Annotated in this window: 12 protein-coding genes; all 12 read left to right on the top strand. The window is 58.3% G+C overall.

Going from position 1 to position 14465, the window contains the following annotated elements; all coding sequences use genetic code 11:
- The first annotated feature begins 629 nt into the window (after positions 1 to 629).
- The 12 genes from MYY08_RS10415 to nuoM all read left to right on the top strand — a co-directional run bounded on the left by MYY08_RS10415 (position 630) and on the right by nuoM (position 14463).
- Positions 630 to 1067: an NADH-quinone oxidoreductase subunit A gene (locus MYY08_RS10415; RefSeq protein WP_038625076.1), complete on the top strand. Its 438-nt coding sequence runs from the start codon at positions 630 to 632 to the stop codon at positions 1065 to 1067.
- Positions 1068 to 1082: 15 nt separating this feature from the next.
- The gene (locus tag MYY08_RS10420) at positions 1083 to 1760 is read left to right on the top strand and encodes a NuoB/complex I 20 kDa subunit family protein (protein ID WP_038625077.1); all 678 of its coding nucleotides are present in this window, start codon (positions 1083 to 1085) and stop codon (positions 1758 to 1760) included.
- Between the two features lie 120 nt (positions 1761 to 1880).
- On the top strand, positions 1881 to 3680 hold the full coding sequence (gene nuoC / locus MYY08_RS10425) for an NADH-quinone oxidoreductase subunit C/D (RefSeq protein WP_038625079.1): 1800 nt from the start codon (positions 1881 to 1883) through the stop codon (positions 3678 to 3680).
- A gap of 2 nt (positions 3681 to 3682) precedes the next feature.
- On the top strand, positions 3683 to 4198 hold the full coding sequence (nuoE, locus tag MYY08_RS10430) for an NADH-quinone oxidoreductase subunit NuoE (RefSeq protein WP_038625081.1): 516 nt from the start codon (positions 3683 to 3685) through the stop codon (positions 4196 to 4198).
- Entirely contained in the window at positions 4195 to 5541 is a 1347-nt protein-coding gene (gene nuoF / locus MYY08_RS10435) for an NADH-quinone oxidoreductase subunit NuoF (protein WP_190296066.1), read from the top strand. Before nuoE ends, nuoF begins: the two co-directional genes overlap by 4 nt.
- A gap of 322 nt (positions 5542 to 5863) precedes the next feature.
- Positions 5864 to 8587: an NADH-quinone oxidoreductase subunit NuoG gene (gene nuoG, locus MYY08_RS10440; protein ID WP_038625085.1), complete on the top strand. Its 2724-nt coding sequence runs from the start codon at positions 5864 to 5866 to the stop codon at positions 8585 to 8587.
- Positions 8584 to 9561 carry an NADH-quinone oxidoreductase subunit NuoH gene (nuoH, locus tag MYY08_RS10445; RefSeq protein WP_038625087.1) on the top strand — a complete coding sequence of 326 codons (978 nt, stop codon included), beginning with the start codon at positions 8584 to 8586 and terminating at the stop codon, positions 9559 to 9561. The genes nuoG and nuoH overlap by 4 nt, the downstream gene beginning before the upstream one ends.
- A gap of 13 nt (positions 9562 to 9574) precedes the next feature.
- Complete coding sequence (gene nuoI, locus MYY08_RS10450; protein ID WP_038625089.1) at positions 9575 to 10117, top strand: NADH-quinone oxidoreductase subunit NuoI; 543 nt, start codon at positions 9575 to 9577, stop codon at positions 10115 to 10117.
- A 10-nt stretch (positions 10118 to 10127) separates the two neighbouring features.
- Entirely contained in the window at positions 10128 to 10685 is a 558-nt protein-coding gene (gene nuoJ, locus MYY08_RS10455; RefSeq protein ID WP_038625095.1) for an NADH-quinone oxidoreductase subunit J, read from the top strand.
- Positions 10682 to 10984 (top strand): NADH-quinone oxidoreductase subunit NuoK, encoded by a 303-nt coding sequence (gene nuoK / locus MYY08_RS10460; protein ID WP_013509877.1) that lies wholly within the window; start codon positions 10682 to 10684, stop codon positions 10982 to 10984. Before nuoJ ends, nuoK begins: the two co-directional genes overlap by 4 nt.
- Entirely contained in the window at positions 10981 to 12816 is a 1836-nt protein-coding gene (gene nuoL / locus MYY08_RS10465) for an NADH-quinone oxidoreductase subunit L (protein WP_288014008.1), read from the top strand. Before nuoK ends, nuoL begins: the two co-directional genes overlap by 4 nt.
- A gap of 126 nt (positions 12817 to 12942) precedes the next feature.
- Positions 12943 to 14463: an NADH-quinone oxidoreductase subunit M gene (gene nuoM, locus MYY08_RS10470; RefSeq protein ID WP_084970673.1), complete on the top strand. Its 1521-nt coding sequence runs from the start codon at positions 12943 to 12945 to the stop codon at positions 14461 to 14463.
- Positions 14464 to 14465 lie beyond the last annotated feature (2 nt).

The following is a 14465-nucleotide window of genomic DNA, read 5'->3' on the forward strand; positions in this document are numbered from 1 at the left end:
GGCGTTTTTTGAATAAAAGCGCCGGAAAAAAGCCTCTCGAGCGTTAATGGCGCCGGGAGGCTTTTTTTATGGTGCTTTCCTGGCGTTATTCTGCTTGTTTTGCCGCTGTTAATTGCATCGCTGTGCTGAAAAGCGTCGGTCGTTTGACCAAAAGGTTTTTCTTGTCTTCAACGGGCTACTTTATTCATTTTGCTTAAAAAATAATCATGCGAACTGTCTGTTATTTTAGCAAAAAGGGTAAAAGTGTGTCCTGGATCAAAAAAATAACCCTGTTGTGGGGCAGGAAATCTTTCATTTTCCTGTCAAAATATGTTTGTTAAATGCACGATCCAAGCGTGCAAATACCCACTACACTTAATTTACATTCATAAACTGACACGATTTAGCCTAATTTCTGCGCATCATATGTTAATAAAATGATGCTAGTGTAAATTAACGTGTGGATACTTTTGTCAAAGTTGACAAAAGGTTATAGAAAGGGGTAAAAAACCCCATTAAATTGCTGCTTATAGGTTAAAGACAGCATATTTTATAAGGTTTTTCATCCTTCCCTTGAATTAATGTGGTGTGTTCTTCGCCATCGGCTTCGCAGGACGCTAAACGCCACTTTTGATGAGTAAGCAGAGAGTATGTCAACAACCACAGAAGTTATCGCTCATCACTGGGCATTCGCTGTTTTTATCGTTGTCGCTTTTGGCCTGTGCATCTTTATGCTGGCCGGCGGCTGGCTGTTGGGCGGCCGCGCTCGCGCTCGCCATAAAAACACGCCTTTTGAATCCGGCATCGATCCGGTTGGTAGCACGCATCTTCGCCTTTCTGCCAAGTTCTATCTCGTGGCGATGTTCTTCGTCATCTTCGATGTGGAAGCCCTCTTTTTATACGCATGGTCGACATCGATCCGCGAAAGCGGCTGGGTCGGCTTTGTTGAAGCCGCAATTTTCATTTTGGTGCTGTTGGCTGGACTGGTTTATCTGGTGCGTATTGGCGCGCTGGATTGGGCGCCTGCGCGTCGTCGCGTGGACGTTGATACCGGCAAGGTCACTAACACCAACCCTCAAAAGCAGTAACAGCGAGGCATTAAGATGGACTATACGCTCACCCGCATAGACCCCAACGGTGGTGAGAACGACCGTTATCCCCTGCAGAAACAGGAGATCGTTCCAGACCCACTGGAGCAGCACGTCCACCGTAGCGTTTACATGGGCAAACTGGAACACGCGCTGCACGACATGGTGAACTGGGGTCGTAAAAACTCTCTCTGGCCGTATAACTTCGGCCTTTCCTGTTGTTACGTGGAGATGACCACCTCGTTTACCGCCGTGCATGACGTTGCGCGCTTCGGTTCAGAAGTGCTGCGCGCCTCGCCGCGTCAGGCGGACTTCATGGTGGTCGCCGGTACGCCCTTTAAAAAGATGGCGCCGGTTATTCAGCGTCTTTATGACCAGATGCTGGAGCCGAAGTGGGTTATCTCCATGGGCGCCTGCGCTAACTCGGGCGGCATGTACGACATCTATTCCGTCGTGCAGGGCGTCGATAAGTTCCTGCCGGTAGACGTCTATATTCCCGGCTGCCCGCCGCGCCCGGAAGCTTATATGCAGGCGCTGCTGCTGCTGCAGGAATCGATCGGCAAAGAGCGTCGTCCGCTCTCGTGGGTCGTAGGCGACCAGGGCGTATACCGCGCCAATATGCAGGCCGAGCGCGAAAGGAAGCGCGGCGAGCGTATTGCGGTGACCAACCTGCGCACCCCGGACGAAATTTAAAACAACTGTTTATGGATGAGGCCTGACACGCCGCGCAATAACATTACAAACCAACGCGCGCACCTCATCCTGACACCAACGACTTCGCGCCTGTTTTCAGGCCAGAATGGTGAGTAACGTATGACAGATTTGACCACGCAAGATCTCGCTCAGCCTGCATGGCAAACCCGGGATCATCTGGATGATCCGGTGATCGGCGAGCTGCGTAACCGTTTTGGGCCGGATGCCTTTACTGTTCAGCCAACCCGCACCGGGATGCCGGTCGTTTGGGTAAAACGCGAACAGCTGCTGGAAATTGGGGAATTTCTGCGTAAACTGCCGAAACCCTATGTGATGCTCTACGATCTGCACGGCATGGATGAGCGCCTGCGCACTCACCGTAACGGCCTGCCTGCCGCCGATTTCTCCGTTTTCTATCATCTGCTGTCCATTGAACGTAATCGCGACATTATGCTCAAGGTCGCTTTGTCCGAAAACGACATGCACCTGCCGACTTTTACCAAACTTTTCCCGAACGCCAACTGGTATGAGCGTGAAACCTGGGAGATGTTCGGCGTCACGTTCGACGGTCACCCGCATCTGACACGCATCATGATGCCGCCGACCTGGGAAGGCCACCCGCTGCGTAAAGACTACCCGGCACGCGCCACCGAGTTCGACCCGTATGAGCTGACTAAGCAGAAAGAAGATCTGGAAATGGAAGCGCTGCTCTTCAAACCGGAAGAGTGGGGAATGAAACGCGGCACCGAAAACGAGGACTTTATGTTTCTCAACCTCGGTCCAAACCACCCGTCGGCGCACGGTGCCTTCCGCATCATTCTGCAACTGGACGGCGAAGAGATCGTCGACTGCGTGCCGGATATCGGCTACCACCATCGCGGCGCGGAAAAAATGGGCGAACGCCAGTCCTGGCATAGCTACATTCCCTATACCGACCGCGTGGAATATCTGGGCGGCTGCGTCAACGAAATGCCTTACGTGCTGGCGGTTGAGAAACTGGCAGGCATCGTAGTGCCGGATCGCGTTAACGTGATTCGCGTGATGCTCTCCGAGCTGTTCCGCATCAATAGCCACCTGCTCTACATCTCCACCTTTATTCAGGACGTCGGCGCAATGACGCCGGTGTTCTTCGCCTTTACCGACCGTCAGAAAATTTACGACGTGGTGGAAGCGATTACCGGTTTCCGTATGCACCCGGCCTGGTTCCGCATCGGCGGCGTCGCGCACGACCTGCCGAACGGCTGGGAACGCCTGATGCGTCAGTTCCTCGACTGGATGCCGAAGCGCCTGAAAGAGTATGAAACCGTCGCGCTGAAAAACAGCGTGCTGGTGGGACGCGCCAAAGGCGTCGCCGCCTACGGCAAAGACGAAGCGCTGGCCTGGGGCACCACCGGCGCCGCGCTGCGCGCCACCGGCGTCGACTTCGACGTGCGTAAATGGCGTCCATACTCCGGCTACGAAAACTTCGACTTTGAGATTCCCGTCGGCAGCGGTGTCAGCGACGCCTACACCCGCGTAATGCTGAAAATGGAAGAGATGTGGCAGAGCCTGCGCATTCTGGAACAGTGCCTGAACAACATGCCTGCCGGGCCGTTCAAAGCCGATCATCCGCTGACCACGCCGCCGCCGAAAGAGCGCACGCTGCAGCATATTGAAACGCTGATCACCCACTTCCTGCAAGTTTCATGGGGACCGGTGATGCCCGCTAACGAATCGCTGCAAATGATTGAGGCGACCAAAGGGATCAACAGCTACTACCTGACCAGCGACGGCAGCACCGTAAGCTATCGCACGCGTATTCGTACGCCAAGCTTCCCGCATCTGCAGCAGATCCCATCGGTGATCCGCGGCAGCCTGGTATCCGACCTGATCGTTTACCTGGGTAGTATCGATTTTGTTATGTCAGACGTGGACCGCTAATTATGCACGATCAAAAAATTGCCATCGAAACGATCGACCCGAATGAGGTCTTTGAGCTGAGTGCGGCAGAACGCGACGCGATAGAGCATGAAAAACACCATTATGAAGATGCACGCGCAGCCTCAATCGAAGCGCTGAAGATCGTGCAGAAGCAGCGCGGCTGGGTGCCGGATGGTGCCATCAATGCCATCGCCGAAGTGCTGGGCATTCCCGCCAGCGACGTAGAAGGCGTTGCGACATTCTACAGCCAGATTTTCCGTCAGCCGGTAGGGCGCCACGTTATCCGCTATTGCGACAGCGTGGTCTGTCACATTACCGGCTATCAGGGCATTCAGGCCGCGCTGGAGCAGACGCTGAACATCAAACCGGGTCAGACCACTGACGACGGCCGCTTCACGCTTCTGCCGACCTGCTGCCTGGGTAACTGTGATAAAGGCCCGACGATGATGGTGGACGAGGACACCCATGTTCACCTGACGCCGGAAAACATCCCATCGTTACTGGAGCAGTATCAATGACAGTTAAAGAGATCATTCGTACTGCGGAGACGCATCCGCTGACCTGGCGCATGCGCGACGACAAGCAGCCGGTCTGGTTTGACGAATACCGCAGCAAAAACGGCTACGCTGGCGCGGAAAAGGCGCTGAAAGGCATGGCGCCGGACGAAATCGTCACGCTGGTAAAAGACTCCGGCCTGAAAGGGCGCGGCGGCGCAGGCTTCTCCACCGGTTTGAAGTGGAGCCTAATGCCGAAAGACGAATCGATGAACATTCGTTATCTGCTCTGCAACGCCGATGAGATGGAGCCGGGCACCTATAAAGACCGCCTGCTGATGGAGCAAATGCCGCATCAGCTGGTGGAAGGGATGCTGATCAGTGCCTTCGCGCTGAAAGCGTATCGCGGCTACATCTTCCTGCGCGGCGAATATATCGAGGCGGCGGTGCATCTGCGCCGCGCCATCGCCGAAGCGACCGAAGCCGGTTTCCTCGGAAAGAATATTCTCGGCACCGGCTTCGATTTCGAGCTGATCGTGCATACCGGCGCGGGGCGCTATATCTGCGGCGAAGAAACGGCGCTGATCAACTCGCTGGAAGGCCGCCGCGCCAACCCGCGCTCCAAACCGCCGTTCCCGGCCTCTGCTGGCGTATGGGGCAAGCCGACCTGCGTCAACAACGTGGAAACGCTCTCCAACGTGCCCGCTATCCTTGCTAACGGCGTGGAGTGGTACAAGGGGCTGTCGAAAAGCGACGATGCGGGCACCAAGATGATGGGCTTCTCCGGGCGCGTGAAAAACCCTGGCGTCTGGGAACTGCCGTTCGGCATTACGGCGCGTGAAATTCTGGAAGATTACGCGGGCGGCATGCGCGACGGACTGAAATTCAAAGCCTGGCAGCCAGGCGGCGCCGGCACCGATTTCCTGACCGAGCAGCACCTCGATCTGCCGATGGAGTTCGCCAGTATCGGTAAAGCGGGCAGCCGTCTCGGCACCGCGCTGGCGATGGCGGTAGACCACGAGATCAATATGGTGTCGCTGGTGCGCAACCTGGAAGAGTTCTTCGCACGCGAATCGTGCGGCTGGTGTACGCCGTGCCGCGACGGTCTGCCGTGGAGCGTAAAAATTTTGCGCGCGCTGGAGCAGGGCAAAGGCCAGCCGGGCGATATCGAGACGCTGCTGCAGCTCTGCCGACAGCTCGGCCCAGGTAAAACGTTCTGCGCCCATGCGCCCGGCGCGGTCGAGCCTTTACAGAGCGCCATCAAGTATTTCCGTGAAGAGTTCGAAGCCGGCATCGCGCCACAGGTTTTTGGCAATGCCCGTCATATTAACGGCATTCAGCCTAACCTGCTGAAAGCGCGCTGGTAAAACAGAGCAGCAACGGAATACGGTTAGCGCCGCTTTACCCTGTCGCCTGGCGCAGCGATGAATCAGTCCCCCGCGCTTACAGAAATAAGCAAGCGCGGTGAGTGAAGGCAGCCAACACCGCTGCGGCCTGAAGGCGAAGGGCGTTTACCCAAAGCATCTCGGGTTGCAGCAAGGCGGCAACTGAATGAATCCCGCGAGCTTACGTTGGTAAGCGAGCGCGGTGAGTGAAGGCAGCCAACACCGCTGCGGCCTGAAAGGCGAAGGGTAAAAAAGAATTGTGTTTAACGCTCGGAAATCCGAGCCTTACGGAAGCATGTTCACTATGGCTACAATTCATGTAGACGGTAAAGAATATGAGGTGGATGGGGCGGACAACCTGCTGCAGGCGTGTCTCTCCCTTGGCCTGGATATTCCTTATTTTTGCTGGCATCCGGCGCTGGGAAGCGTTGGCGCCTGCCGCCAGTGCGCGGTAAAGCAATACCAAAACGCTGAGGATACCCGCGGTCGCCTCGTCATGTCCTGCATGACGCCCGCCGCCGACGGCACCTTTATTTCGATTGATGATAGTGAAGCGAAAGAGTTCCGTGAAAGCGTGGTCGAGTGGCTGATGACCAACCACCCGCACGATTGTCCTGTCTGCGAAGAGGGTGGCAACTGCCATCTGCAGGATATGACGGTGATGACCGGCCACAGCTTCCGCCGCTACCGCTTCACCAAGCGCACCCACCGCAACCAGGATCTCGGTCCGTTTATCTCCCACGAGATGAACCGCTGTATCGCCTGCTATCGCTGCGTGCGCTATTACAAAGATTATGCCGACGGCAAAGATCTGGGCGTTTACGGCGCACATGACAACGTCTACTTCGGCCGCCCGGAAGAGGGTACGCTGGAGAGCGAATTCTCCGGCAACCTCGTGGAAATTTGCCCGACCGGCGTTTTTACCGACAAAACCCACTCCGAACGCTACAACCGTAAATGGGACATGCAGTTCGCGCCGAGCATCTGCCAGCAGTGCAGCGTCGGCTGCAACATCAGCCCAGGCGAACGCTATGGCGAACTGCGCCGTATCGAAAACCGCTACAACGGCAGCGTGAACCACTACTTCCTGTGCGATCGTGGCCGTTTCGGCTACGGCTATGTGAACCGTAAAGATCGTCCGCGTCAGCCGATGCAGCGTCGCGGCGACAACTGGGTGGCGCTTAACGCTGAACAGGCCATACAGGGCGCGGCGGATGTGCTGCGTCAGGCGAAAAAAGTGATCGGCATCGGCTCGCCGCGCGCCAGCGTGGAAAGCAACTTCGCCCTGCGCGAACTGGTCGGCGCGGCCAACTTTTCCACCGGCATGCCGGCGGGCGAGCAGGCGCGGCTGGATCTGATGCTGAAAGTATTGCGCGAAGGCGGCATCCATACGCCGGCGCTGCGTGAAATCGAAAGCTATGATGCGGTGCTGGTGCTGGGCGAAGATCTGACCCAGACCGGCGCGCGCGTGGCGCTGGCGGTGCGTCAGGCCGTGAAGGGCAAGGCGCGTGAAATGGCGGCGGCGCAGAAAGTCGCCGACTGGCAGATCGCCGCCATCCTGAATATCGGCCAACACGCCAAACATCCGCTGTTCGTCACTAACGTCGATGAAACCCGCTTAGATGATATCGCCGCCTGGAGCTACCGCGCGCCGGTGGAAGATCAGGCGCGTCTCGGCTTCGCCATCGCCCATGCGCTTGATGAAAGCGCCCCGGCGGTCAGCGATTTCGACAGCAGTCTCAACAGCAAAGTCGATGTGATCGTGCAGGCGCTGGCCGGTGCGAAAAAACCGTTAATCATCTCCGGCACCCATTCCGGCAGCGAAGCGATGATTGAAGCGGCGGCTAACGTAGCGCGCGCGCTGAAAGGCCGCGGCGCCGACGTCGGCATTACGCTGATCGCCTCCGCCGCCAACAGCGTCGGCCTGGGCATGATCGGCGGCATGACGCTTGACGACGCGCTGAACCAGCTGGAGAGCGGCAGCGCCGACGCGGTGGTGGTCATGGAGAACGATCTCTACCGTCACGCGCCGAAAGCGAAGGTGGACGCGGCCCTGTGCCACGTTGACAACGTTATCGTGCTCGATCATCAGCGCACCGCGACCATGGAAAAAGCGGGTCTGATTCTGTCGGGCGCCAGCTTTGCCGAAAGCGACGGCACGCTGATTAACCAGGAAGGACGCGCGCAACGCTTCTTCCAGGTTTACGATCCTGCTTATTACGATCATCAGGTAGTCATGCTGGAAAGCTGGCGCTGGCTGCACTCGCTGCACAGCGCCATCCAGAGCCGCCGCGTCGACTGGACGCAGCTCGATCATGTTATCGACGCCGTGGCGCTCGCGCTGCCGCAGCTGAAAGGCATTAAAGAGGCCGCGCCGGACGCCTCTTTCCGCATTCGCGGTCAGAAGCTGGCGCGTTCGCCGCATCGCTCCAGCGGACGCACCGCCGCGCGCGCCAATATCAGCGTGCACGAGCCGCGTCAGCCGCAGGATGTGGATACCATGTTCTCCTTCTCGATGGAAGGCAACAACCAGCCCAGCGCGCCGCGCTCGGATATTCCTTTCGCCTGGGCGCCAGGCTGGAACTCTCCGCAGGCGTGGAATAAGTTCCAGGATGAAGTAGGCGGCAAACTGCGCAACGGCGATCCCGGCGTGCGTCTGTTTGAAGCTTCCGCAGGCCAGCTTAGCTGGTTCGATCGCGTGCCGACCGCCTTCGCCCGCAACGGCGGCTGGCGCGTCGCGCCTTACTACAACCTGTTCGGCAGCGAAGAGATGTCGCAGCGCGCGCCGGTGATGCAGCAGCGTATGCCGCAGCCGGCGATAGTGATCAACCCGGCCGACGCCGCCACGCTCGGCGTTAACGCTGGCGCGGCGCTGGAGCTGAACTGCGCCGGCGAAACGCTGCGTCTGCCCGTCCGCTTCTCGGACGCGTTGCAGGCGGGGCAGGTGGGCTTGCCGCTCGGCATGCCGGGCGTTCCGCCGTTCCTGTCGGGCGCCGACATTGAGACTCTGCGGGAGGCGGCACAATGAGCTGGTTGACACCGGATGTTATCGATATTTTGCTGGGCGTACTGAAAGCGATCGTCATCCTGCTGGTGGTGGTTGCCTGCGGCGCCTTTATGAGCTTCGGCGAGCGCCGTCTGCTCGGTCTGTTCCAGAACCGCTACGGGCCTAACCGTGTCGGCTGGGGCGGATCGCTGCAGCTGGTGGCGGACATGATCAAAATGTTCTTTAAAGAGGACTGGGTTCCGCCGTTTACCGATCGCTTTATCTTCACTCTGGCGCCGGTTATCGCCTTCGTTTCGCTGCTGTTGGCGTTCGCTATCGTGCCGGTCAGTCCGACCTGGATGGTGACCGACCTGAACATCGGGCTGCTGTTCTTCCTGATGATGGCGGGCCTGGCGGTCTATGCGGTGCTGTTCGCTGGCTGGTCGAGCAACAACAAATACTCGCTGCTGGGCGCGATGCGTGCGTCCGCCCAGACGCTGAGCTACGAAGTGTTTCTTGGACTGTCGCTGATGGGCGTGGTGGCGCAGGCGGGATCGTTCAATATGAACGACATCGTTAACGACCAGACGCACCTGTGGAACATCATCCCGCAGTTCTTCGGCTTCCTCACCTTCTGTATCGCTGGCGTGGCGGTGTGTCACCGTCATCCGTTCGACCAGCCGGAAGCGGAGCAGGAACTGGCGGACGGCTACCACATCGAATATTCCGGCATGAAGTTCGGTCTGTTCTTCGTGGGCGAGTATGTGGCGATTACTACGGTTTCCGCGCTGATTGTGACGCTGTTCTTCGGCGGCTGGCACGGCCCGTGGCTGCCGCCCTTTATCTGGTTCGCCATCAAAACGGCCTTCTTCATGATGATGTTCATTCTGATTCGTGCCGCGCTGCCGCGTCCGCGCTATGACCAGGTAATGTCCTTCGGCTGGAAAGTATGTCTGCCGTTGACGCTGTTGAACCTGCTGGCTACCGCCGCAGTGATTCTGTACAACGCGCAGTAAAGGGGTTGTAACCATGACATTAAAAGACATTATTGTCGGTTTCGGCACTCAGGTACGCAGTATCTGGATGGTAGGCATGCACGCCTTCGCCAAGCGCGAAACCCAAATGTATCCGGAAGAGCCGGTTTACCTGCCGCCCCGTTACCGCGGACGCATCGTACTGACGCGCGACCCGGACGGGGAAGAGCGCTGCGTGGCGTGCAACCTGTGCGCCGTCGCTTGCCCGGTCAGCTGTATTTCGCTGCAAAAGGCGGAAACGAAAGATGGCCGCTGGTACCCGGAATTTTTCCGCATCAACTTTTCGCGCTGCATTTTCTGCGGCATGTGTGAAGAAGCCTGCCCGACGACCGCGATTCAGCTGACGCCGGATTTCGAGCTGGGTGAATTCAAACGTCAGGATCTGGTGTACGAAAAAGAAGACCTGCTGATTTCAGGGCCGGGCAAATACCCGGAATACAACTTCTACCGTATGGCAGGCATGGCGATCGAAGGGAAAGACAAGGGCGAAGCGGAAAACGAAGCCAAACCCATCGACGTCAAAGGCTTGTTACCTTAAGGAGCCCGGCATGGAATTTGCGTTTTATCTTTGTGGTCTGGTGGCGGTGTTAACCACGCTGCGCGTGATCACCCACACCAACCCGGTACATGCGCTGCTGTACCTGATCATCTCGCTATTGGCGATTGCCGGCGTCTTCTTTTCGCTCGGCGCCTATTTCGCCGGCGCGCTGGAGATCATCGTTTACGCGGGCGCCATCATGGTGCTGTTTGTCTTCGTGGTGATGATGCTGAACCTCGGCAAATCGGTGGAAAACCAGGAGCGCCAGTGGTTGCAGCCTTCACTGTGGATCGGGCCGGGCCTGGTCTCGCTGCTGCTGCTGGTGGTGATGGTCTACGCCATCATGACCGCCAACGATCAGGGCATCGACGGCACGGTGATCGACGCGAAAGCGGTCGGCATCAGCCTGTTCGGTCCTTACGTGCTGGCGGTGGAGCTGGCCTCCATGCTGCTGCTGGCGGGTCTGGTCGTGGCGTTCCATATCGGCCGTGAAGATCGCCATGGCGAAATATTAAGCAATCGCGTCAGCGATGCGGCGACGGCAAAAAGTAAGGAGGAGCGCGTATGATCCCTCTGCAACATGGACTGATTCTGGCGGCCGTGCTGTTTGTTCTCGGACTGACCTCGCTGGTGCTGCGTCGCAATCTGCTGTTTATGCTGATCGGTCTGGAAATCATGATTAATGCCGCAGCCTTGGCGTTAGTGGTGGCGGGAAGCTACTGGGGGCAGGCGGATGGCCAGGTGATGTATATCCTGGCGATCAGCCTCGCCGCAGCGGAAGCCAGTATCGGCCTTGCGCTGTTGCTGCAGCTTTACCGCCGTCGTCAAACCCTGAACATTGACACAGTAAGCGAGATGCGCGGATGAATCTTCTGTACTTAACCATACTGCTGCCGCTGATCGGCTTTGCGCTGCTGGCGTTCTCGCGCGGCCGCTGGTCGGAAAATCTGTCGGCGACCGTGGGCGTCGGCTCGATTGGCCTGGCGGCGCTGGTCACCGCCTGGGTCGGCATCGATTTCTTTAACCAGGGGCGTGCGCCGTTTACCCAGGCGCTCTGGACCTGGATGCATGTCGACAACTTCAATATCGGCGTCACGCTGACGCTCGACGGCCTCTCGTTCACCATGCTGTCGGTGGTGACCGGCGTCGGCTTCTTCATCCATATGTTCGCCTCCTGGTATATGCGTGGGGAAGAGGGCTACTCGCGCTTCTTCGCCTATACCAACCTGTTTATCGCCAGCATGGTGGTTCTGGTGCTGGCCGATAACCTGCTGCTGATGTATCTCGGCTGGGAAGGGGTGGGCCTCTGCTCTTATCTGCTGATTGGCTTCTATTACACCAATCCAGACAACGGCAAAGCGGCGATGAAAGCCTTCATCATCACCCGCGTCGGCGACGTTTTCCTGGCGTTCGCGCTGTTCATTCTCTACAACGAACTGGGCACGCTGAACTTCCGTGAAATGGTCGAACTGGCACCGGCGCACTTCGCGGCGGACAATCACATGCTGCAATGGGCGACGCTGATGCTGCTGGGCGGCGCGGTGGGTAAATCCGCGCAGCTGCCGTTGCAGACCTGGCTGGCCGACGCGATGGCGGGTCCGACCCCGGTTTCCGCGCTGATCCACGCCGCCACCATGGTGACCGCGGGCGTCTACCTGATCGCTCGTACCCACGGCCTGTTCCTGATGACGCCGGAAGTACTGCATCTGGTCGGCATCGTCGGGGCGGTGACGCTGGTGCTGGCGGGCTTCGCGGCGCTGGTGCAAACCGACATCAAACGCGTGCTGGCCTACTCGACCATGAGTCAGATCGGCTATATGTTCCTGGCGCTGGGCGTGCAGGCGTGGGATGCGGCGATTTTCCACCTGATGACCCACGCGTTCTTCAAGGCGCTGCTGTTCCTCTCCTCTGGTTCAGTGATCCTCGCCTGTCACCATGAGCAGAACATTTTCAAAATGGGCGGCCTGCGTAAAAGCATCCCGCTGGTTTATGTCTGCTTCCTGGTGGGCGGCGCCGCGCTGGCCGCGCTGCCGCTGGTGACCGCAGGCTTCTACAGTAAGGATGAGATCCTGTTCGGCGCGCTGGCAAATGGCCATGTCAACCTGATGGTTGCCGGGCTGGTCGGTGCTTTCCTGACCTCGATTTACACCTTCCGCATGATCTTTATCGTCTTCCACGGCGAAGAGAAAATTCATGCGCATGCGGGCAAAGGCATTACTCACCATCTGCCGCTGATCGTCCTGCTGGTGCTCTCCACCTTCGTCGGCGCGTTAATCACGCCGCCGCTGGCGGGCGTGCTGCCGGAAGGCGATCATGGCGAAGCGGGGAAAACTGCGCTGGAGATCGCCTCAGGCGTGGTCGCCATCGTCGGCATCCTGATCGCCGCCTGGCTGTGGCTCGGCAAGCGCACGCTGGTTTCCAGCGTGGCGAACAGCGCGCCGGGCCGCTTCTTCGGCACCTGGTGGTTCGCCGCATGGGGCTTCGACTGGCTGTATGACAAAATTTTCGTTAAACCTTACCTGGGCATTGCCTGGCTGCTGAAGCGCGATCCGCTGAACGCGCTGCTGAATACCCCGGCGCTGGCGTCTCGCCTTGCCAACAAAGGTCTGGTGGTAAGCGAAAATGGTTATCTGCGCTGGTATGTCGCTTCCATGGGCGTAGGCGCCGTTGTGGTGCTGGCGCTGCTGCTGGTGATGTAAGGTTAGTGAGCGGGATGCGGTTAGCCGCATCCCACCCGATAAGCTTGTGAAAAAACCTGAGGTTGAGCGCGTGCGGCAAAGGTTGCCGACGGCTCATGCAGGACTAGAAAAGGGACCGTAACCGCCATGTTATTACCTTGGCTAATTGTTATCCCGTTTGTCGGTGGCTTCCTCTGCTGGCTCGCCGAGCGCTTAGGCGCCAGGACGCCGCGCTGGATCGCCCTGATTACAATGGGCCTGACGCTGGCGCTTTCACTGCAGCTCTGGTTGCAGGGAGGCTATTCACTGACCCAGGCCGCCGGTCTTCCGCAGTGGCAGTCTGAGTTTTCCGTTCCCTGGATACCGCGCTTCGGCATTGCGTTCCACCTGGCGCTGGATGGTCTGTCGCTGCTGATGGTGGTGCTGACCGGCCTGCTGGGTCTGATGGCGGTGCTCTGCTCCTGGAATGAAATCGAAAAGTATCAGGGTTTCTTCCACCTCAACCTGATGTGGATCCTGGGCGGCGTAATCGGTGTGTTCCTCTCTATCGATATGTTCCTGTTCTTCTTCTTCTGGGAGATGATGCTGGTGCCGATGTATTTCCTCATCGCGCTCTGGGGACATAAGGCGTCCGACGGCAAAACCCGTATTACCGCCGCCACCAAGTTCTTTATCTATACCCAGGCGAGCGGCCTGGTGATGTTGATTGCGATTCTGGGCCTGGTGTTCGTGCATTACCGCGCGACCGGCGTCTGGACCTTCAACTATGAAACGCTGTTGCAGACCCCGATGTCGCACACCGTGGAATACCTGCTGATGCTCGGCTTCTTTATCGCCTTCGCGGTAAAAATGCCGGTGGTGCCGCTGCACGGCTGGCTGCCGGACGCGCACAGTCAGGCGCCGACCGCGGGTTCCGTCGATCTGGCCGGTATTCTGCTGAAAACCGCCGCCTACGGTTTGCTGCGCTTCAGCCTGCCGCTGTTCCCGAACGCGTCGGCGGAATTCGCGCCTGTCGCAATGTGGCTTGGCATTATCGGCATCTTCTACGGCGCCTGGATGGCCTTTTCGCAGACCGATATCAAGCGTCTTATCGCCTACACCTCCATCTCCCATATGGGCTTCGTGCTGATCGCCATCTATACCGGCAGCCAGCTGGCCTTCCAGGGCGCGGTGGTGCAGATGATCGCGCACGGCCTTTCCGCAGCGGCGCTGTTTATTCTTTGCGGCCAGCTTTATGAGCGTCTGCATACTCGTGATATGCGCGAGATGGGCGGCCTCTGGTCACGCATCAAGTGGATTCCCGGTCTGTCGCTGTTCTTCGCGGTGGCGAACCTGGGGATGCCGGGTACCGGCAACTTCGCTGGCGAATTTATGATCCTGACCGGCAGCTTCCAGGTCGTGCCGACCATTATCGTTATCGCCACGTTCGGTCTGGTGTTCGCCTCTGTTTACTCGCTGATCATGATGCAGCGCGCCTATTACGGTGCGCCGAAGTCGGAGACGCCGCTGCGCGGCATGTCCCCGCGTGAGTTCATTATGATTATGGTGCTGGTGGTTCTGCTGGTGCTGTTGGGGATCTACCCGCAGCCGATTCTGGACACCTCACACGCTGCAATGAGCAACATTCAGCAGTGGTATACCGCTTCAATTTCAACTACAAGGCCGTAATT

The sequence above is a fragment of the Mixta sp. genome (genome assembly GCF_024610815.1).
GTDB lineage: Bacteria > Pseudomonadota > Gammaproteobacteria > Enterobacterales > Enterobacteriaceae > Mixta > Mixta calida.